Origin of the sequence: Arthrobacter crystallopoietes BAB-32 (assembly GCF_000328305.2) — a bacterium.
Lineage (GTDB): Bacteria > Actinomycetota > Actinomycetes > Actinomycetales > Micrococcaceae > Crystallibacter > Crystallibacter crystallopoietes_A.
The window spans coordinates 21,341-39,701 of record NZ_ANPE02000150.1; the positions used below are offsets into that span (position 1 = coordinate 21,341).

General features: G+C 66.0%; 13 protein-coding genes, 1 pseudogene and 1 riboswitch. Of the genes and pseudogenes, 4 read left to right on the plus strand and 10 right to left on the minus strand.

From position 1 onward, the window contains the following. Positions 1-196: 196 nt before the first annotated feature. The 4 genes from D477_RS12345 to ggt form a co-directional block, all read right to left on the minus strand. Positions 197-1,741: an HNH endonuclease signature motif containing protein gene (locus D477_RS12345; RefSeq protein WP_005269612.1), complete on the minus strand. Its 1,545-nt coding sequence runs from the start codon at positions 1,739-1,741 to the stop codon at positions 197-199. Between the two features lie 138 nt (positions 1,742-1,879). Next, the gene (locus D477_RS12350; protein ID WP_005269613.1) at positions 1,880-4,261 is read right to left on the minus strand and encodes a DEAD/DEAH box helicase; all 2,382 of its coding nucleotides are present in this window, start codon (positions 4,259-4,261) and stop codon (positions 1,880-1,882) included. Between the two features lie 130 nt (positions 4,262-4,391). Next, a complete protein-coding gene (locus tag D477_RS12355) occupies positions 4,392-5,573 on the minus strand; it encodes an MFS transporter (protein WP_005269614.1) in 1,182 nt (393 codons plus the stop codon). Between the two features lie 175 nt (positions 5,574-5,748). After that, positions 5,749-7,575: a gamma-glutamyltransferase gene (gene ggt / locus D477_RS12360; RefSeq protein WP_043846818.1), complete on the minus strand. Its 1,827-nt coding sequence runs from the start codon at positions 7,573-7,575 to the stop codon at positions 5,749-5,751. A 906-nt stretch (positions 7,576-8,481) separates the two neighbouring features. After that, positions 8,482-8,594, plus strand: a riboswitch (SAM riboswitch). A 42-nt stretch (positions 8,595-8,636) separates the two neighbouring features. Between ggt and D477_RS12365 the strand changes: the two genes are divergently transcribed. From D477_RS12365 to D477_RS12375, 3 genes are all read left to right on the plus strand, one after another. Next, entirely contained in the window at positions 8,637-9,332 is a 696-nt protein-coding gene (locus D477_RS12365; RefSeq protein ID WP_005269618.1) for an AmiS/UreI family transporter, read from the plus strand. 42 nt (positions 9,333-9,374) lie between these two features. Beyond that, positions 9,375-10,628: an acyl-CoA dehydrogenase family protein gene (locus D477_RS12370; protein WP_005269620.1), complete on the plus strand. Its 1,254-nt coding sequence runs from the start codon at positions 9,375-9,377 to the stop codon at positions 10,626-10,628. Positions 10,629-10,820: 192 nt separating this feature from the next. After that, positions 10,821-11,411 (plus strand): NYN domain-containing protein, encoded by a 591-nt coding sequence (locus tag D477_RS12375; RefSeq protein ID WP_150110104.1) that lies wholly within the window; start codon positions 10,821-10,823, stop codon positions 11,409-11,411. 59 nt (positions 11,412-11,470) lie between these two features. Here D477_RS12375 and D477_RS12380 read toward each other — a convergent pair whose 3' ends face one another. Together D477_RS12380 and D477_RS12385 are read right to left on the minus strand one after the other, a co-directional pair. After that, positions 11,471-12,142, minus strand: a complete 672-nt coding sequence (locus D477_RS12380) for a peroxiredoxin (protein WP_005269625.1) — start codon at positions 12,140-12,142, stop codon at positions 11,471-11,473. Between the two features lie 35 nt (positions 12,143-12,177). Then, a complete protein-coding gene (locus tag D477_RS12385; RefSeq protein ID WP_005269627.1) occupies positions 12,178-13,257 on the minus strand; it encodes a hypothetical protein in 1,080 nt (359 codons plus the stop codon). A gap of 208 nt (positions 13,258-13,465) precedes the next feature. Between D477_RS12385 and D477_RS12390 the strand changes: the two genes are divergently transcribed. Beyond that, positions 13,466-15,007: a GMC family oxidoreductase gene (locus D477_RS12390; protein WP_005269630.1), complete on the plus strand. Its 1,542-nt coding sequence runs from the start codon at positions 13,466-13,468 to the stop codon at positions 15,005-15,007. Positions 15,008-15,226: 219 nt separating this feature from the next. Here the strand turns inward: D477_RS12390 and D477_RS23305 are convergent, their stop codons facing one another. From D477_RS23305 to D477_RS12410, 4 genes and pseudogenes are all read right to left on the minus strand, one after another. After that, positions 15,227-15,688, minus strand: a complete 462-nt coding sequence (locus D477_RS23305; protein WP_005269632.1) for a hypothetical protein — start codon at positions 15,686-15,688, stop codon at positions 15,227-15,229. A 317-nt stretch (positions 15,689-16,005) separates the two neighbouring features. Continuing rightward, positions 16,006-16,722: a hypothetical protein gene (locus tag D477_RS12400; protein WP_043846820.1), complete on the minus strand. Its 717-nt coding sequence runs from the start codon at positions 16,720-16,722 to the stop codon at positions 16,006-16,008. Positions 16,723-16,850: 128 nt separating this feature from the next. Next, positions 16,851-18,014, minus strand: coding sequence for a serine hydrolase domain-containing protein (locus tag D477_RS12405; protein ID WP_005269635.1), 1,164 nt, complete (start codon positions 18,012-18,014; stop codon positions 16,851-16,853). Positions 18,015-18,044: 30 nt separating this feature from the next. Further along, positions 18,045-18,361, minus strand: a pseudogene (locus D477_RS12410) (ABC transporter ATP-binding protein); the annotation flags it as partial.

Sequence of the window (18,361 nt, forward strand, 5' to 3'; positions counted from 1 at the left end):
TCCTTGGAGAACCTCGGCCCTTACGACGCCGAGTGCACCGATTCCAAGTGTGCGTATTGCAGCGGCCCGGAAACCGACTGAACACGCGGCACTACAGGACAGCTTCCACTGGCGTGCCTAGACATGAGGGGCCTTGAATCGGCTCGCGGCTTCAAACCAGCTCGTGCAGGCCGGTTGCCTAGCGGCCGATGACTTTCTACCAAGGCGGCTGCTCCGGTTGGAGCGGCCAGCCATCGAATGGCGCCGAGCCTTCAATGGCCAGTGGCGGTGAATCCTTGGGTGGGGCCTGTGGAGTTGGAGCCGTCAATTGGCTGGCGCGTTTGAGGGCGGGCGGGAAGCGGTAGCGGTTTCGTCGTGGCACTTGGGACGGGTCGATGTAGGCGGGCGGGATGAACCAGGGGATCCCGTCGATTGACTCGATCGTCCAGTCTTCGGCATGGACGAGGTGATGGTGGAACGAGCACAGCAACACGCCATTAGCGACCGAGGTTCTGCCCTTGTGTTTCTTCCAGAACCGGATGTGGTGTGCTTCGGTCCAGTGTGCGGGCATGGTACAGCCGGGGAAGGCGCAGCCTTTGTCTCGGGCCACGAGGGCGCGGCGCTGGGCCGGGGTGAACAGGCGCTGGGCCCGTCCAACGTCGAGAACTTCGCCCTTTCCACCAAGGACGATGGGGATGAGGTCGGCGTCGCAGGCGATCTTTCGCACGGTTTGAGGGGTGACCATTCCGCCGAAGACGGCCTGGCCGGAGGTGCCGATCTGGGAGACCAGCTCCTGGTAGTCGATGTTGACCATGACCTGCGGGCGGTGGCCGCCGCTGGCGGGAAGCTCGTCGGTTGAAAGCGCAATCTGGCAGGACCCGACCAGGCCCTGGAGCAGCAGTTGGGGGCGGGTAGGCATCGGCCAGTTCGGGGCCGGTCGGCCCTCGTCTTCCGAGCAGGTGTCTTCGGCTGAAACGGGCTCGCCTTCGGCGGCGAAAGTTTTGCGCAGGCGCGGGTTGGTGTGGGTGTTCATGGCGGTTATCAGGTGTTCGTACTGTTCGTCCGTTGCGACCACTTCGAACCTGTTGAGGCCCCACCGCTTTCGTTTGATGAAGACGCCTTGCTGGGCGGCTAGTTGCTCCGTGCTTGGTTCCCGGCCGTCTGAATCGATGGCCGCTTCCCAGTTCTTGGTGATGATGCGCAGAGTGTCCAGGTCGGATTCGGCTGCCTGCCGGGTCAGTTGCTGCTCCATCGCGGCGAAGTCATCCGGGGAAGCTACCGGACGGACCCGGTCGAGGGTGTCGAGGATGAGGGTGGCTGCCTTGCCATCGATTTCCGACTCCGCCAGTCCGGCGGCCAAATGCTCGTACTTCGGCGGCGCTTCACCGCCGCTGATGAGGGCTTGCGGTATCGTGCTGGCCCCCAGGCGGATCCGGCGATTGGCTTCGCTGCGGCTGATGCGCAGCCGGGTGCGGAGGTAGTCGGCCGTGTCCCGGAATTCTGATTTCGAATCCGGGTTGTCCGGGTCCTTGCCCAGCACGGTGGCCAGATCCTGCTGGTCAACGGCGTGGGCGGCGGTCACCTGGAGCTGCTCGATCGTTCTCGAGAGCTCTTCGATGAGTGCGGCACGTTCTGCTGTTTCCTGCGGCGCCCCGAGGATCGCTTCCTGCCGGAAGGAAGCGGCGAAGTCCCGCAATGAATCGCGCGCTGAAGCGAGGAAACCGGTGGTTTCCTGAGGTGCTTCGAGCGGTGCGATTCCCATGCATTAACGCTATCGAGGACGTTTTTGAGCCGCACCCAAAAACCGGCCGTGTGTAGGACAAGAGAGGACCAAGGCACGCCAGACGCGTTGAACGCTGCGGTATTTCTTGAGTGCGGAAACTCAACCTTTCCGCTGAGGCTATAGCGGTGAGGCGGATTGCTTCCTCGGATCCGGGAATCCGAGCGTGACGTACCCCGGGGCCCGCTTGTTAAGCGAGGCGGCCAGGACGGGTGTGAGCTCGTCGTGGTAGTCGTGGACGACGGCGACGGTCTTGCCTGGGTATGGTCGCGTAATGCGGCCTGCGTACTGGACGAGTCGGCCTTTGAAGGAGATCGGAGCGGCTAGGAACAGAGTGTCCAGCTGCGGGCAGTCGAAGCCTTCGCCGATGTACGAGCCTGTGCCCAGCACCAATAGTGCCTCTGTGTCGTCGGCTTCGGCCAGGCGTGCGACGGCGGCTCGGCGCTCCTTGGCTTTCATGGAGCCGGAGAAGACTACCGGGTCCAAGCCTGCACTGCGGAATCGCGCAGCGAACTGGTCCAGGTGGGACTTCCACGTGGTCAGCAACAGGATCTTGGCCTGCTTTTTCTGGGCGGCCAGCACGTCGCAGGCGATCTGCTCCAGGCGGTCCTGGTCCGCGACCAGGTCCTTGTAAATCCGGGAAATGCCGCCCGGTTCGGACGGGTCCGCGTCGCCATCGTAGATGAACGACGTGGAGTGCACGTTCAGCTCCAAGACAGGTGTCGGGAGGTCGCTGTGCTGGCTGGGCAGCTGCTCCGCATCCTGCGGAGTCATCGTGTGTACGACTTGGCCCAGCTGGTGGAACATCAGCTCATCCAGCCGGTCCCGCCGGTATGGGGTCGCAGTCAGGCCGAGCCAGCAGCGGGCCGGAATCTGGTTCATAACGTGACTGAATGCGGCGGCCGGGACGTGGTGGCATTCGTCTGCGATCACGAAGCCATAGCCGGCGGTCAGCTCGGCGATGTTCTCCCTCCGGGCCAGAGTAGGCAGCAAGGCGACGTCGATGCGTCCGGTTGTCTTGGCGCGGCCGCCGCCGATCTGGCCGCACTTTTCGCCCGTAAGCTCCTGGACGCGTGTACGCCACTGATCGGCCAAAGCCTTGCGGTCGACCAGGATCAAGGTCGAGACGCCGCGGCGGGCTATCAGCTCGCAGGCCATAACGGTCTTGCCCGTGCCGGGTGGGGCGACCAATATGCCCTGTTCGCCGGCGGCCAGATCATCCACCGCCCGCTGCTGGTCCGGGCGGAGTGTGGCGGTGCAGGTGAAATCGAGGGCGGTGCCGCCGGAGCGTTCGTCCTCGATCCGCAGGGTGCTGCCGGCTGATTCCACCAGCCGCGTCAGCAGCGGCAGCAGACCGCGGGGCAGGACAAGCCCGCCGTCGAGGGTTTCGTCGTAGCTGCGAAGGAAACGCGGGATGTTCCAGGTGGAGCGACGCTGCCGCTGGCGGTCGTAGAATTCCGGGTTCGGCATCGACGCTGCATGCTTGACGGCGGATACCATGGCGGGCCCCAGTTCGGCGGCGGGGACTGTCAGCCGAGCAGCGAACTTGGCATGGATGATCAGCGCCGGCCGGGGCACGATTTTCGAGGATTCCGGCAGCTCTAGCCTTCGCACCTCGTGGCCGAAGCGGACGGTCGGCAGCCTGCGGACATGCCGGACGACGTCGCCGGGGGAGAGCCGGTCCAAGCTGGAAAGGTAGGCCCACTGGTCCTCATAGGGCTCGAGTGTGGTGGTGTCCAGGAACAGGGTCGTGCCGTGCAGGCGCCGCTTACCGTTCAGTGGTGCCGCGATGAGGTTCCCCATCCCTTTGCCGGAATGCGTGTCTTGGGAAGGGAAAAGCCTGTCGTAGCTGGCGAGGTCCATGCTGCCGCGCAGACCGATCGCTTCATGGATCAAGCCGGTAGCCAGCTGCCGGGCGGCTTCGGCTGCAATAGGCCGGTCGAAGAAGATCCAGACGTGGGATCCGCGTCCGGATTGGGAGACCTCCAGGGCAGCCGGGATGCCGCGAAACCTGGCAGCCTTGGCATAGGCCAGGGCGTCCAGCATGGCTGCTGGGCCGTCGAAATCCGCCGCCACCCACCAGCACTTGTCGTCTTCGGTGAGCGGATACAGGCCGATGTGTTGCTGTCCGCGAAGGTGGGCGGCGATGACGGCGGCAGTCAACGGAAGGTAATCCGCGCCGTCGCGCTTCATTCCCTTGCGCCAACCGCCGGCGACGGCGGGCACCCAACCGGAACGGCCGTCCTTGGCGTTTTCCCAGCGAACCGCATAAATGTCGGTGCGGGCACGGAAGAGGTCCTGAAAGAGCCTCACCTTTTGCTCCGGGGGCGAGGACATGGTGACCGGACCACGCAGCGCCTGCAGATGCAAGGCTGGCTGGTCCTGGCGGGCGGCCTGGGCTTCCTGTTCGGACAGGTCCAGAAGCTTGCGCAGGCGGGCGTTATCCAGCCGCAGTTCTTCCAGTTCGCGAACCAGCGCGTGCCTGCCGGGATCGTCGAACAATGGTAGGGAACTTTGCCCGTCACTTGCGGTTATGTCGATGCCCACAGTGCCATTCTGCGTCGTTGTCCGTCTGTGCCCAAGCAAGCGGGTGGGCATGAAGTCCCCCGAGAGCGGCGAATCGGATAATCAATTACGAGTGCGTCCGCTTCCAAGCCGCGTGGCCGGTAGTGGCCGCAGCGGTCAGGAGGACGCTGGCAATGAGGCCGAGGAGGAAGATCGTGCCGTACTGGCGGTTGTCGGCGAGGCCGGCGGTCAGGAAGTTGTACAGCGAGCTGCCGAGGAACAGCGAGCCGGCGAACAGCGAGACGCTGGTGGCCCGTGCCTGCGGGGCGATGTCGGTGGCCCAGCCCTGCATCGAGGAGTGCAGCACGGCGTTGGAGACTCCGATGAGCAGCGCCGTTGCGGTCAGCGCCGCCGGCACCTGCCACAGCGAGGAGACCAGGAAAGCGGCGACCAGGACCGAGCCTCCGATGCCGATCAGCTGGGTACGGGTGAACCGGTGGACCAGGCGCCGCATCAGCCGGGCGCCGAGGATGACGCCGATGCCGAAACCGGCGGCCAGCACGCCGGCCAGGCTGACTCCCACGCCGGCGTGCTGCAGGGCCGGGACGATGTAGGTCAGGATGCCCATCAGCACCGCCCCCTCCAGCACGGCCAGCCCGTAGATGCCCAGGGCGGAGGGAGAAAACGCGTGGCCCAGCCGCATGCCGCCGCGGCCGGCCGGCCTGCCCGTGCCGGCGCCGCGCAGGTACACCAGCAGGACCAGGCACCCAAGCGCAGGCAGCGCGAACACCAGCCGCCAGTCCACCAGCGCGGCCAGCGTACCGGTCGCCAGCGTCGCGATCGTCGTGCCCAGCGAAGAGTAGATCTGCAGATCGGACAGGCCTCGGGCGCGCTCGATCCCGGTCCGCGTGTCGCCCAGGATCGTCAGCAGGGTCGGATACAGCGCGCCGGCCATCAGGCCCGTGAACGAGCGGGCCAGCAGCAGCGGCAGGTAGCTGCTGAACAGCGTGCTGGCCAGCGCCCCGAGCAGCACGCCAACCAGCGCCGTGCGCAGTACTGCCATCCGGCCGAACCGGTCGCTGAAGAGTCCCCACAGCGGCTGGCCCACGGCGTAGAGCAGGGCGTAGGCCGCGACCAGCTGGACGGCCTGGCCCAGCGACAGCTCCGTCCGGTCCGCGAGCACCACCAGCATCGGCGGTGTCCCGAAGCGGTCGAAGAACGCCAGGAATCCCACCGACCGCAGGACGGCATCGGGCACTTGGTTCCGCGGTGTGCCGGGCTGGCCGCCGGAACCGGCTGGGTCCGTCATATATTGGGCTTTTCCTTGTTGCCGAAGGCTACCCATCGGGGACTGAGCGCGTCCCCTTAGGCAGCGGGAATCCAGCCTTCAGGATAGTGAAAATTACGACGGCGGGACTGCGGACACGCGCTACAGTCACCTGCAGCGGCATGTTCCGCCAAGCGATTCAGCCAGGTACCGCGGCTCAGCGCGCTGGTTCGAGCACCATTGCCGAGCCGCCGCCGCGCCGGGCGGGCTCGGCCGCGGCCAGCATGCTCCCGTCCGGCATGAACTCGATCGCCGTCGCCGCGCCGATCTCTGCCGCGGAGGTGAACGAGTCGCCGGACGGCGTCAGCTCATGCCCGTATGGTGCCAGCTCGCTTTCATAAGCGTCGATGAACTCCGGCTCGGACGTAACGGTGGCGGTGTTGCGTTGCGCCGCACGAGGGGCCGCGATGGCTTCCGGCAGGTCCATCCCCAGATCCACCCGGTTCATGATGGTCTGCAGGACGGTCGTGATGATTGTCGAGCCGCCCGGCGAACCGAGCGCGAGGAAGGGCTCTCCGTCCTCGAGGATGATGGTCGGCGACATCGAGGAGCGCGGTCGCTTCCCCGGATCGATCCGGTTGGGATCGGCCGGGTCGTACACAGTCGAGAAGTCGGTCAGCTCGTTGTTGAGCAGGAACCCGCGGCCGGGCACCACGATGCCGGATCCGCCGGTCTGCTCGATCGTGAGCGTGTACTCGACCACGTTTCCCCAGGTGTCCGCGACCGTCAGGTTCGTCGTCGAAATGTTCTCGGTGTCCGCCTCATTGGCCGGCGCCGCCGCGGAAGCCGGGCACACGCCGTCGTACGCGGAAACATCCCCGGGGTCGACGGGCTTCACGGCTGCCCGTTGCGGGTCGATGTGGCACGCACGCTCCTTGCCGAACAAGAGGTCCGTGAGCACGTCGGTGGGCACGTCGACAAAAGCAGGATCGCCAACGTACTTGCCGCGGTCGGCGAAGGCGAGCGCGCTGGCCTCGAGGTAGTGGTGCAGGGCATCGGGCGTGGACATCTCCGAAAGGTTGACCGTGTCGAGGATGTTCAGCGCCTCGCCGACCGTGGTGCCTCCACTGCTCGACGGCGCCATGCCGTACACATCCAGGCCGCGGTACTCCACGTGGGTCGGAGCCTGGTCCAAAGCACGGTATTCGGCGAGGTCCTCCGTGGTCATATGGCCGACCGGGACGGGCAGGGGCGTAGTGGCTGTCTTCGGCGGATCCTGCACGGTGGCCGCGATTTCCTCCGCCAGCGGCCCGCCGTAGAAGGCGTCGGTTCCTTCCTTCGCGAGGAGCCGGTACGTCTTGGCCAGGTCGGGGTTCTTGAAGGTACTGCCGACGGCGGGTGCATCACCGTCAGGGAGGAACAGGCTGCTCGTCGAGGTGAAGGCCTCGAAGCGGAGCTCGTTGTCGAGCGTCTGCTGGCGGAACGTCTCGTCGACGACGAAGCCGCGCTTGGCCACGTCGATGGCAGGTTCGAGTGCCTCGCCGAGGCTCAGGGTTCCCCACTCGTCCAGTGCGCGCTCCCAAGTGGCCGGTGTGCCGGGTACACCTACGGAAACGCCGCTGGTGACGAGTTCCGGCGTGAAGCGGTAGGGCTCGCCGGTCGCCGGATCGATGAACGCATCGTGCGGCATTGCCGCGGGCGCGGTCTCACGGCCGTCGATCGTGCCGACCTTCCCGGTCTCCGCGTTGTAGAACAGGAAGTAGCCGCCACCGCCGATTCCAGCGCTGTACGGCTCGGTCACGCCGAGCGTCGCCGCGGCGGCTACGGCCGCGTCCGCCGCGTTGCCGCCCTCGCCCAGGACTTCAATTGCCGCTGCGGATGCCTCCGGATCCACGGTACTTACTGCGCCGCCGTACCCGCGGGCGGTCGGGGTCTTGTCCGTCTCGGGCGGGTCTGCGAACGCGGGGCTGGCAACCGTGCCCCCGGTGACGCTCAAAGCCAGGGCCGCCGTGAACGCGGCCAATCGACGTCTCACAAGTGCCATGACCGCTCCCAAGTGAGTGAGGGGAAGTTGTCGATGGGGCCAACGGTACTCCGTGCGGTCCGGCCGCTCAATGTTGGGGGGGCGGCCTAACGCGCCAAGCCGCCCGGCTCGGCGGCGCCGGCACGCACCGCAGGTGAATTTTCTGCCGTTTTCACTAGTCAGCACGGCCATTGGAGGGACAATGGAGGAGTCCCACGAGGGAAAACGGAGGAAACGAGATGCGTGGAAGCAACCTGATTTGGACAATCGTCGGCATCCTGATTGCCATTGCCCTGATCATCTGGATCGTTTCTGCAATCTAGGATCCGCGCGGCTTTCGCCGCAGGGTCCGCCTGCTGGGAACTTCGCTGACGATTCCGCCAGGGGTCGCTCGGGTCCACCGGCAGGTACTACAACTGGTGCCCGGCCAAGGGGCAGGCCGGCGCTCCGGCGCGCTCGCTGATCAAACGCCGTTCCTCCCGCAGGAACCAATAACGACGGCGGTGCTTCACTTCGTTTCCCGGCATCCACTCATTTTGGGGTTGGGTTCATCCCCAGAACTGGAATCTGGTCTCTTGCGGCCCGGCCAACGAAACTGAGTATGTCCTGATCCGCTCAGCTCCCCACTGAGCGGACTGGGACCAGGAGCTGGGCTTCCCCCAACGGCCACGCTCCCGTCGGCCCCTACCGCGAAGGGGCTTACGGCATTGCCCCGGACCGGTCCCAGACCGCCGGGGCAATGTCGGGTGTGGGGTCATGAGCGCGGAAGCGGCCCGTGCCTGATACCGGCGGATGCAGCCAGCAGCAAGAGCGGCCCGGGCAGCGCCGACATATTGCGACGTCGAAGGTAACAGTGCGTGACGCTGCGTCATCTTGGGCCGCAACCGTTGCCGCCCACCGCCGGCCCGGCATACCTTTTTGAGCACAGATCACGAGTTCCAACGCGAAGCCCTGGCTGGTTGGACGGCAACCCTCTTCGTGGTGGGGTGCCCCAGGTGAAGATCCGGCCGGGCACAACCGTGCGCCGGCAAGTACCGAGCCGGCTCGTCCGCGAGCCCTCCCGCACAGACGGAATCCTGCCCATGTCCTTCATCTGCCTCATCCTGTCCGGAGTGGCCCTGCTAATCAACGGCCTGGCCCTGCTCGGACGCATCCCGCCGCGCGACAGCGGCACCCTGAACCTGCTGATCGGCGGCCTCCAGCTGGTGCTGGCCGCCCTGATCGCCGTGGCCGCCGCCGGCGATTCCGCCCAGCTGCTCAGCGCCGCCGGCGTCGTGCTCTTCGGCCTCACCTACACCTACGTCGGCCTGAACTCGCTGTTCGATCTCGGCTCCGCCGGCGTCGGCTGGTTCTGCGCCCTGGTCGCCGCGCTCGCGGTCGTGTACTCGGCCTCCAACCTGGCGGCCGATCCCTTCGCCGCGGTCCTGTGGGCCAGCTGGGCCGTGCTGTGGACGCTGTTCTTCCTGCTCCTCGCCGGCGGCAGGTCCGGACTGACCGCCTACACCGGCTGGGCCACCCTGCTCACCAGCCAAATTACGACGGCGGTGCCCGCCCTTTTGGGTCTGAACGGCGCCTGGCCGGCGGGCTGGGGGAGTGCCGCGGCAGCCGCCGTCGTGATCGCCCTGCTGTTGATCGCCGCACGGTTCCTGGCCCAGCGCAACGGCCGCGCCGCCGTCGTACTTCCGGAAACCGAACCCGTCCGGGCAGACAAGGTCCGGGCCCCCGCCGCCGGTGAACTTCCGCAGCCGGACCAGGTGCCGGCACCCGCCGCCGTCTGACCCCGCCGACTACCCTCCATCCCACCAAACCGAAAGGCCGTCATGACTTCCGTAACTACGCAAACCAGCAACTCCGCCGAGACCGACTACGAGACCCTCGCCAACCGCTTCCGCCCGATCTTCGCCCGCATCGCCGAGGGCGCCAGCGCCCGCGAGCAGGACCACCGGCTGCCCTTCGACGAAATCAAGGAGCTGACCAAGGCCGGCTTCGGCGCGGTGCGCGTTCCCGTGGCCGACGGCGGTGCCGGTGCCTCGCTGCCCCAGCTGTTCCGTCTGCTGACCGAGCTCGCCGCCGCCGACTCCAACATCCCGCAGGCGCTGCGCGGCCACTTCGCCTTCGTCGAAGACCGGCTCGTGTCCTCCGGCCCGCAGCGCGCGGTCTGGCTGGAGCGCTTCGTCAACGGCGAGATTGCGGGCAACTCGTGGACCGAGGTCGGCAGCGTCAAGATCGGCGACGTCATCACCAAGGTCAGTCCGGATTCGGACTCCGCCTCGGGTGGTTTCCGCGTCAACGGCACCAAGTACTATTCGACCGGCAGCATCTTCGCCGACTGGATCGACACCTTCGCCCAGCGCACGGACAACGACGTCAAGGTCATCGCCGTGGTCAACGCGCACCAGCCCGGCGTCACGCACTCCGACGACTGGGACGGCTTCGGCCAGCAGACCACCGGCTCCGGCACCAGCACGTTCAAGGACGCCGTGGTCGAGGCGGAGAACGTGATCGACTTCGACACCCGGTTCAAGTACCAGACCGCGTTCTACCAGGCAGTGCTCCTCGCCGTCCTCGCCGGCAGCATCAAGGCGGCCGAGCGCGACATCGCCACCGAGGTCCGCAACCGCACCCGCATCTTCTCGCACGGCAACGCCGACTCCTTCCGCGAGGATCCGCAGATCCTGCAGGTCATTGGCGAGGTGTCGGCCCGGGCGTACGCCGCCGAAGCCACCGTCGAGCGCGCAGCCCAGGCACTGCAGCGTGCGTACGAGGCAGCCTTCCTCGGAGACCTCGAGCAGGAAGAGCACCTCAACGACCTCGCCGAACTCGAGAGCGCGCAGGCCCAGGTGGTCCTGTCCGACCTGGCCACCCGCGCCACCTCGGACATCTTCAACGCGCTGTCGGCCTCGGGCACCAGCACCAAGAAGAACCTGGACCGCCACTGGCGCAACGCCCGCACCGCGGCCAACCACAATCCGTGGGTCTTCAAGGCGCGCATCATCGGCGACTACGCCGTCAACGGCGCCCTCCCGCCGCGCGTCTGGGCCATCGGCGCCGGCCCGACCGCCGACAAGAAGTAGCAGCAGAGGCACCTGAAAGCGGCGGCGGGCAACACAGATCCCGCCGCCGCATTTATCTGCCCGTTGGTCGGGCAACTTGCCCTGTTTGACTGGTGAATCCCGGTATGTAATTATGTTTTGCATAGCTCCTCACCGTCCTCCGGGACTGGTGAGGTTTTTCTTTAACTACCGGGGGATATTTTGGCTTCATCTTTGTCAGTCGAGATATTTATGGACTATCAGAACGTTCACCTCACCGGGTACGGTCAGTTCGCAGTACATGGGGAGCCAAAGCACTACTACCTCATCGACCCACTTAGCTACGCTGTGCAGTTGCTCGCCGCTCGTAAAGAGGCTCAAGGGGAGAGATATCGACCGGCAGAGCTTAGGAAGATCCACGTATTCCGCGGTTTACCCAGCAACAAGTCTGAACCCAAGAGCTATGCCCGTTCTCAAAGCCAACAGGCACAGTGGACGCGTGACCCGCGTGTGGAGGTCAGGTATCGGGCGCTGAAATATCCTTATGACTGGCCTACCACCCCGGCGCAGGAAAAGGGTGTCGACGTCATGCTTGCTATCAGTTTCGTCATGGCTGCCCAACGGTTTGACGCAGACGTACTCATCATGGCTTCCCATGACACCGACTTGGAACCCGCACTGACTGCCGCTGGTGAGTTTCCAGGCCGTCGAATAGAAACGGCAGGATGGCAGAACTGCAAGCGCTTACAAGGCGGGAAGCGGTGGCACACGTTCATGAAAAGCGAATCCTTCATGAAGTCCATTGACAGGACCTTCTACTCATAGGAACCGCGGGTGGCCGCTGGTCTTGGCACCCCACCTGACGTCGCAGGACTAACAGCCAATCAGCGGGGATGCGCCTCCAGCCACTCCAGCACCTGCCGGGCGTGCTCGTTCGGCGGGAAGATCGGGTAGAAGGCGTGCTCGATCAGGCCATCGAGCACCACGAGAGTCAGGCGAGCGTAGAGCTTCTCGTGGCCCGGGGCAGAGAACACGGGGAGGTCCAGCGCCTCCTGCAAGGCAAACCACTCGTCGGACAGCATCGGGAACGGCAGCTTCAGCCGCTCGACGACCTCCTGCTGGTAGGCGGTGTCCTGGCTGGAGAGCCCGAACACGTTCGTCGCGCCGGCGTCGGCCAGCTCCTTGAAATGGTCGCGGAAGTCGCAGGCCTCGGTCGAGCAGCCGCGCGCGCCGGGGATCTCGTCCCAGCCGGCCGGCAGGTCCACGCCGGGCCTGCCGGTCAGCGGGTACAGGTAGATGATGGAGCGGCCCGGCCCCAGCTCGGCCAGGTTAACATGGCGACCGTCAGTTGCCGCCAGTGTGAGCGCCGGTACCGCCGCCCCCGGAAGGTGCGATGCGGCGCCGTCGTCCGTGGGAACAGGTAAACCCTCGGGCAGGATGCTGAAGTCGGTCATGTCAGCGGTCTCCAAACTCTTGAAGTAACGTTCCGCCCCGTCCTGCAGGCGTTGGGCGAGCAGCGCGCGGCGGGCAGTGAGCAGGGCAATCGTGCAGTGCACTCGTTGTCGACGGAAGCGATCGCTGTTCTGCGTGGCTATGAGGGACTGGACATGAGGCCCTTCAGGGCGCTGACCAGCTTTTCGATGGCACCGGGCGACAGCGTCCGGAGCGACACATTCGGTGCACGGCTTCGAAAATCGGTCGTCTTGAGATTTTCCGCGACAGAGCTGAACTCCGAGATCTCGCTAAGGTCGTCCAAGAAGTCCTGCAATTGATCAGCCGGCGGCCGTTCGTCCAACGGTTTCGCTGCCAGTCGATTGAAGTTCAGCTCAAGGGAGATGCCCATGGCTCCGTAGGTAAGCACTGATAGCGTGCCTAACTGCTGCCCCAGGCTGTCTAGTATGGGAAACCCCGCGGAGGGTTTGACAGCCAATGAGCCGGTGAGAAAGAGCCCGGCGGACCGGGCGGCTGCGACCAGCACGTCAAAACCAGCAATGGCCTGCGAGTCATTCTCCTGAATCCATGTACGGTAAGCGGGTAGATCCCACACCACCCTGACTGGCTCGGACTGGTTGGCCTTGGCCTCCGCCGACTCCTGTCCATAAATCTCGGGGACCAGGAGCTCAAGGGTTCCGTGGTTCATACGCGTGTAGGCCACGGCGATCACCGAGGTTTCGGATCCGCTCATGACGTTCAGGTACTCGACGATGCGCTTGAGCGACTTGTTGATCTCGTCCGCGGCCAACACAAGCCTGAACCGACCGTCAGCCAAGTTGCGAGCGACCGCTTCCCGAAGCACTTCGGCCTTCTCATCGTCCAGATCCGCCAGTAGGTCGGAACCGCGATTGCGCCACTTGGCAAGAAAGTCATTCACGTCCATCTTCCAGAAACAGGACGCGTAGTCGAAGAGCTGCCCAATGATTTCCCGGCGGATCTGAGGGTTCGATGCAAGTTTGCACTCGACGAGCGTGATCTCGCCATTCTCATTGACGATAACGAGGTCGATCGGCCCTGGCTCGGTCTGAAATTCCCGGCAAGAGCGTCCGTCCGGCCCGACCCCTGGGACTAACGCAGGATGTTCTGCCAACAGTGCTTGCAGTTCGCTCTCCAGCGCATAACCAACGACTTGAGGAGCAGCCCAGCCGCCTCCCTGTCTAACCAGAATCTCGCCCATGGCTGCCTTATCCTTCCCCCGGTCGGATCACTATAGTCCTGGCAAAGCGGGGTCACCATACCCGTTCCCAAATCGGGAACACCTCGTTCAGTGCGCCCGTTTCCATGCACTCTGCGCGCAAATCCAAGCCGACCGGGCCGCGGACATTAAATACTGAAGAGTCAGCGTTTGCGTGAGCTGCATCACCGCAGAGTTTGGGAGGCCAAAGATGGCAGTCAACGAGTTGGATTTCATTGTGGTCGGCGCCGGTTCCGCCGGTTCGGTCCTTGCCCGCCGGCTGATCGACGCGGGCAAGACGGTGGCGGTGCTGGAGGCCGGCGGCGAGGATACCAACCCGGTGATTGCCGACGTGTTCGCGGCCGGCGCGCTCTGGCACGGCCCGGAGGACTGGGACTACTTCACCACGGAGCAGGCCTCCTGCGGCGGCCGGCGGCTGCACCTGCCGCGCGGCAAGGTCACCGGCGGTTCGCACGCGCTGAACGCGACCATCTGGGTCCGCGGCGCCAAGCAGGACTACGACACGTGGGCCTACCTGGGCTGCCCGGGCTGGAACTGGGAGGACGTCCTGCCGGTCTTCAAAGCCATTGAAAATTACGACGGCGGTGCCTCCGATACGCGCGGCGGTTCCGGCCTGCTCGACGTAGTGCAGGACTTCCCGCGGAACCCGGTCCAGGACGACATCCTCGAGGCCGCGCAGGAAGTCGGCGTGAAGCTCAACGAGGACTACAACTCGGGCGACGTCGAGGGCGTCTCCAAGATGCAGCTCAACGTCCGCAACGGCAAGCGGTTCAATACCTGGCACGCCTACCTGAAGCCCGTCGTCGGACATGAGAACCTCACCCTGATCACCAACGCGCACGTCCGCCGCCTGCTGATCGAGGATGGGACCGTCACCGGCGTCGAATACGAAAAGGACGGCCAGCTGCACACGCTGACGGCGGGGGAGACCGTGCTCGCCGCCGGCGCGATCAACTCGCCGGAGGTGCTGCTGCGCTCCGGCATCGGCCCGGCCGAGGAGCTCCGCGAAGTCGGCATCGAGCCTCTGCTGGACCTGCCCGGCGTCGGCAAGAACCTGCACGACCACCTGCTCTCGCCGGTCATCTTTACGACGACGAAGAAGGAGGTCCCTCCGTCGCAGGTCGCCGCGGCGGAAACGCATCACTTCTGGAAGAGCAACCCGGACCTGGCCGTGCCCGACACACAGCCGATCCACTTCTCCATCCCGATGTACTTCCTCGACGACATGACCGGCCCGGAGAACGGCTTCTCGCTCATCGGCGGCATCGTCCGCCCGCTCAGCCGCGGCGAAATCACGCTCTCCGGCCCCAACCCGGAGGACCCGATCAACATCGACCTCGGCGCGCTCACAGCGGAGGAGGACGTCCGCGCCCTGGTCGCCTCAGTCCGGCAGTGCCGCGAGATGGGCCGCACCGCAGCTCTCGCCGAGTGGGGACCCGAAGAGGTTTACCCTGGACCGGAGTACTCGGACAGCGACGAGGACCTCGAGCGCTACGTCCGCGAAACCGCTGTGACCTACCACCACCAGGTCGGCACCTGCAAGATGGGCCTGGACGAGCTCGCCGTCGTCGACCCGCGCAGCCTCAAGGTCCGCGGCTTGGACGGGATCCGCATCGCCGACGCCTCCATCATGCCGCTCGTCCCCACCGGCAACACCAACGCGCCCTCGGTGCTGATCGGCGAAAAGGCCGCCGAATTCATCACCGGCATCCCTGCGGGCACCAGCGCCTAGCGTCAAACAACTGAGGTCCCCGCCTGGGCAACCAGTGTGCCCAGCACCGGATCCTTGGCCGGCTACAACTCTGCCGTGCGGACCTCGTCCTCAGCGTTCGTCAGGTAGCCGGACTTTGAGTCTAGGCCCGGTCATTACCGACTTGGAGGCCAGGCGGAGGGGCCTGAAGGGTCGCCAGCACGCTGCTGCCGATGACTATCGCTGTCATCCTCATCGTCATCATCGGCTGCCCAGGCGCCTCCGGTGCGGCTTTGGAGTTGGCGGGTCGGCGGCTAAGACCGACAGCGCATCCATGGCCGGCTGCCGATCCGGTTCCTCGAGCAGCAGCCAGGACTCGTGCAGCGGGTCGATCAGCGCGTTCTGCAGGGTGCGGATCCGCGACCGGTCGCTGCCTTTCAGCTGGCCGGCCAGACCGAGCGGGTCTGTCACGGTGGCCAGCAGGACGGCGGCGTCATCCAGGTGCCGGCGGATGTCGCGGGAATCTTCCCGGTACGCGGCACCCTTGAGGACCAAGGCGCCCAGCGTGTTCGGGATGCTGATCAGTACCGGCTCCTCGCCCGGGACAGTGATCCGGCAATTCACCGTGCGCTGCAGCGCCTGGGTGCCGCCGGTGAGCAGGAGCGGCTGGCGGCCACCGAGCCGCGGCAGCTTCTCCTCGGGGCCCGAATGATCGGCAATCATGACGTCGATCTGGTCCCCTGCCCCGCAGGAACCGGTGCGCCGGGGCCTCGTGGTCGATGGACGGCTCCAGCGTGTAGCCGAGTTCGCCTAGCGCCTGCTGGATCCGACCGGTGGTGGCCGCCCCGGTTTCGATATGCAGCACAATGTCGATGTCGGCCGTCGGCCGCGTGACGGTAAGGCCGGCTGCTGCCGAATGCAACTGGACCATCAGGCCGCCGACCAGGGTCCACTGCTCCGACGGCAGCTTCCGTGCCAGCTCGACACATTGCGGCCACGGGCGCGCCCAGCCTCCGGGCGGTGCGGCCACCTCCCAGGTTTCACGCTCCACGGAACTCCTCCAGCAGGCGCTGCAGGACCCGTTCGCCTGCGCTGCGCTCCCGCGTGCCGAGGGAATCCATCAGGTCGACCGCGATGGCCGCCAGCGGCACGCGCCCATCTCCGAAGGCCTCCTCGACGCCGACTTCACGGATGGTCACGTTGCCGCCCAGGTCCGGCGGCATGCGGAAGTCGCCGGCGATCTCCTGAGCCTGGCCGGCCGCGGCATAGCCTTCGGCCAGCCCGGCACCGGCGGTCAGCCCGAACACCTCGGCGACGTCGTCGTTCACCATGGCGGCAGGCCCGGTTGGCAGCAGGGCGTCAGCCAGCAGCGGCAGCGTGGCTCCAGGAGCACGGTAGCGGTGCGCTGTGTCCTTGTTCCGGGCCAGATTGTAGATGCGGCGGGCATCCACTGCCGGATCCAGCAGTGAGGCCTTGATACGGGACTTGCGCTGCGGGATCAGCCAGGTCGGGTTGCCGCCGGAGAGCATGGTGAGGGCGGCCCACGCGTTTGCCTCGGTCCAGACCCGGCCACGCTCCAGCCCTTGGTACTGCAATCGCTTCACGGAGGCCGGGTCGATAATGAGCACATGCGCGGAGCGGCCGAGCGTCGTCAGACGGCCGGAGGCTACGAGCCGTGAAACCCGATCGAGGGGGAGCCCCAGCATTTCAGCCGCTTCCCGTGACGTGATGCCATCGCGGCGAGCGGTAGTTACCATAATCAGCCCTATCCACGGTGTTTAGTGGTAACTTACCACAATTAGCCGTCACTACGGCTGATAGTGGTAACTACTGTGAACGACGGCGGCTGCTTGCTTGAGCGGGATTTCCCGCCTTGCGGTGTACGTCAGACGAGCCTGGCGAGCTCCGCGAGCAGGTCCTTCGCCCGGCGGTCCTGGTTCTCGGCGAGCATCTCGTTGGTGAGGAAGGAGAAGCCGACGTTCTTGCCGGGCCAGGCGCCGTGCAGCCCGCCGCCGGCGCCCGAGTGTCCGAAGGCGGGAGCGACCGGACCGTAGGTACCGATGGGATCGGCGAGTTCGAAGCCGAGGCCGAAGCGCAGGGGCCGGTCGTTGATCGCGTCGACGCCTTCGGACCAGGTGGCGGTGGCGTCGGCCAGGGCCTGGGCACTCACCACCTCGCCCGCCGGGTCGGCCAGCCGCGAGTAGAGGCCGGCCATGGCGTCGGCCGTCGCAATCCCGCCGCCGGCAGACATTTGGCCGCGGCGCATCCCGATGCTGTTGAACGGGTCCTTGCCTTCGGCCAGCAGGTTCCGGTACATGCGGTCAACGATCTTGCGCCGTTCGGGATCCTGCAGGTAGGTGCTGATGGCGTAGCTGTCGGACCGGAAGACCGTGGCCACGCGGTGGTCGAGTTCTTCCGGCAGGCCGAGGTGGATCTCGAGCCCGAGCGGCTCGCGGATGAGCTCGGCGATCAGCCGGCCGACCGTTTTGCCTGTGGCGCGGCGGAAGACCTCGGTCAGCAGGAAGCCGTAGGTGGCGGCGTGGTAGGCCACCTTGGTCCCGGGCTCCCACAACGGGGTCTGGGCGGCGAGGGCCCGGGCGTTGGCGGGGTTGTCCAGCTGGGGGTCGTCGCCCTCGGGCTCGGGGTCGACGTACGGCAGGCCGACGGTGTGGCTGAGCAGCTGGGCGACGGTGACGGCTTCCTTGCCGCCGGCGGCGAACTCGGGCCAGTACTCGGCCACGCGTTTGCGGACGTCGAGCTGGCCGCGGTCCACGAGCATCGCGGCCAGCGTGGCCACCACGCCCTTGGTGCCGGAGAACATCACGGCCATGGTCTTCGGGCTCCACGCCTCGTCCACCTCGGCCGAGGCATCATCCCGCCGGACGGTGCTTCCCCCGTAGAAGCGGGCCAGCGGTTCGCCCGCCCGGTACACGCAGAACGCCATGCCGCCCTGGGCAGTGACCAGATGCCGGGCGAAGACCTCTTGAAGGCTGGCAAAACCGGCTGGCGGCAGGCCGCCGTCGTTATGGCTCTCAAAATCCAGGTGCACGATTCTCCTTCTTGGTCAGGTGCAGTGAGGTCAGAACGTCGGCACGTTGGCCAGCAGTTCGCGGGTGTACTCGTGGCGGGGGTTCTCCAGGACTTCGTCGGTGGTGCCGGACTCCACGATCTGCCCGTGCTGCAGAATGGCGATGCGCTGCGAGATGTGCCGGGCCAGCGCGATATTGTGCGTGACGAAGAGCATCGACATCCGGGTCTCGTGCTGCAGGGTGCGCAGCAGGTCGATGATGGACGCCTGCACGGAGACGTCCAGCGCGGAGGTGACCTCGTCGCAGACCAGGAGCGACGGCGCGTTGACCAGCGCCCGGGCAATCGCCGCGCGCTGGCGCTCGCCGC

Bases quoted from the DNA above. Each gene is read 5' to 3' on its own strand.
- D477_RS12345 (WP_005269612.1), bottom strand. From the start codon at position 1,741: ATGGGAATCGCACCGCTCGAAGCACCTCAGGAAACCACCGGTTTCCTC.
- D477_RS12355 (WP_005269614.1), bottom strand. From the start codon at position 5,573: ATGACGGACCCAGCCGGTTCCGGCGGCCAGCCCGGCACACCGCGGAAC.
- ggt (WP_043846818.1), bottom strand. From the start codon at position 7,575: ATGGCACTTGTGAGACGTCGATTGGCCGCGTTCACGGCGGCCCTGGCT.
- D477_RS12365 (WP_005269618.1), top strand. From the start codon at position 8,637: ATGTCCTTCATCTGCCTCATCCTGTCCGGAGTGGCCCTGCTAATCAAC.
- D477_RS12370 (WP_005269620.1), top strand. From the start codon at position 9,375: ATGACTTCCGTAACTACGCAAACCAGCAACTCCGCCGAGACCGACTAC.
- D477_RS12385 (WP_005269627.1), bottom strand. From the start codon at position 13,257: ATGGGCGAGATTCTGGTTAGACAGGGAGGCGGCTGGGCTGCTCCTCAA.
- D477_RS12390 (WP_005269630.1), top strand. From the start codon at position 13,466: ATGGCAGTCAACGAGTTGGATTTCATTGTGGTCGGCGCCGGTTCCGCC.
- D477_RS23305 (WP_005269632.1), bottom strand. From the start codon at position 15,688: ATGATTGCCGATCATTCGGGCCCCGAGGAGAAGCTGCCGCGGCTCGGT.
- D477_RS12400 (WP_043846820.1), bottom strand. From the start codon at position 16,722: ATGGTAACTACCGCTCGCCGCGATGGCATCACGTCACGGGAAGCGGCT.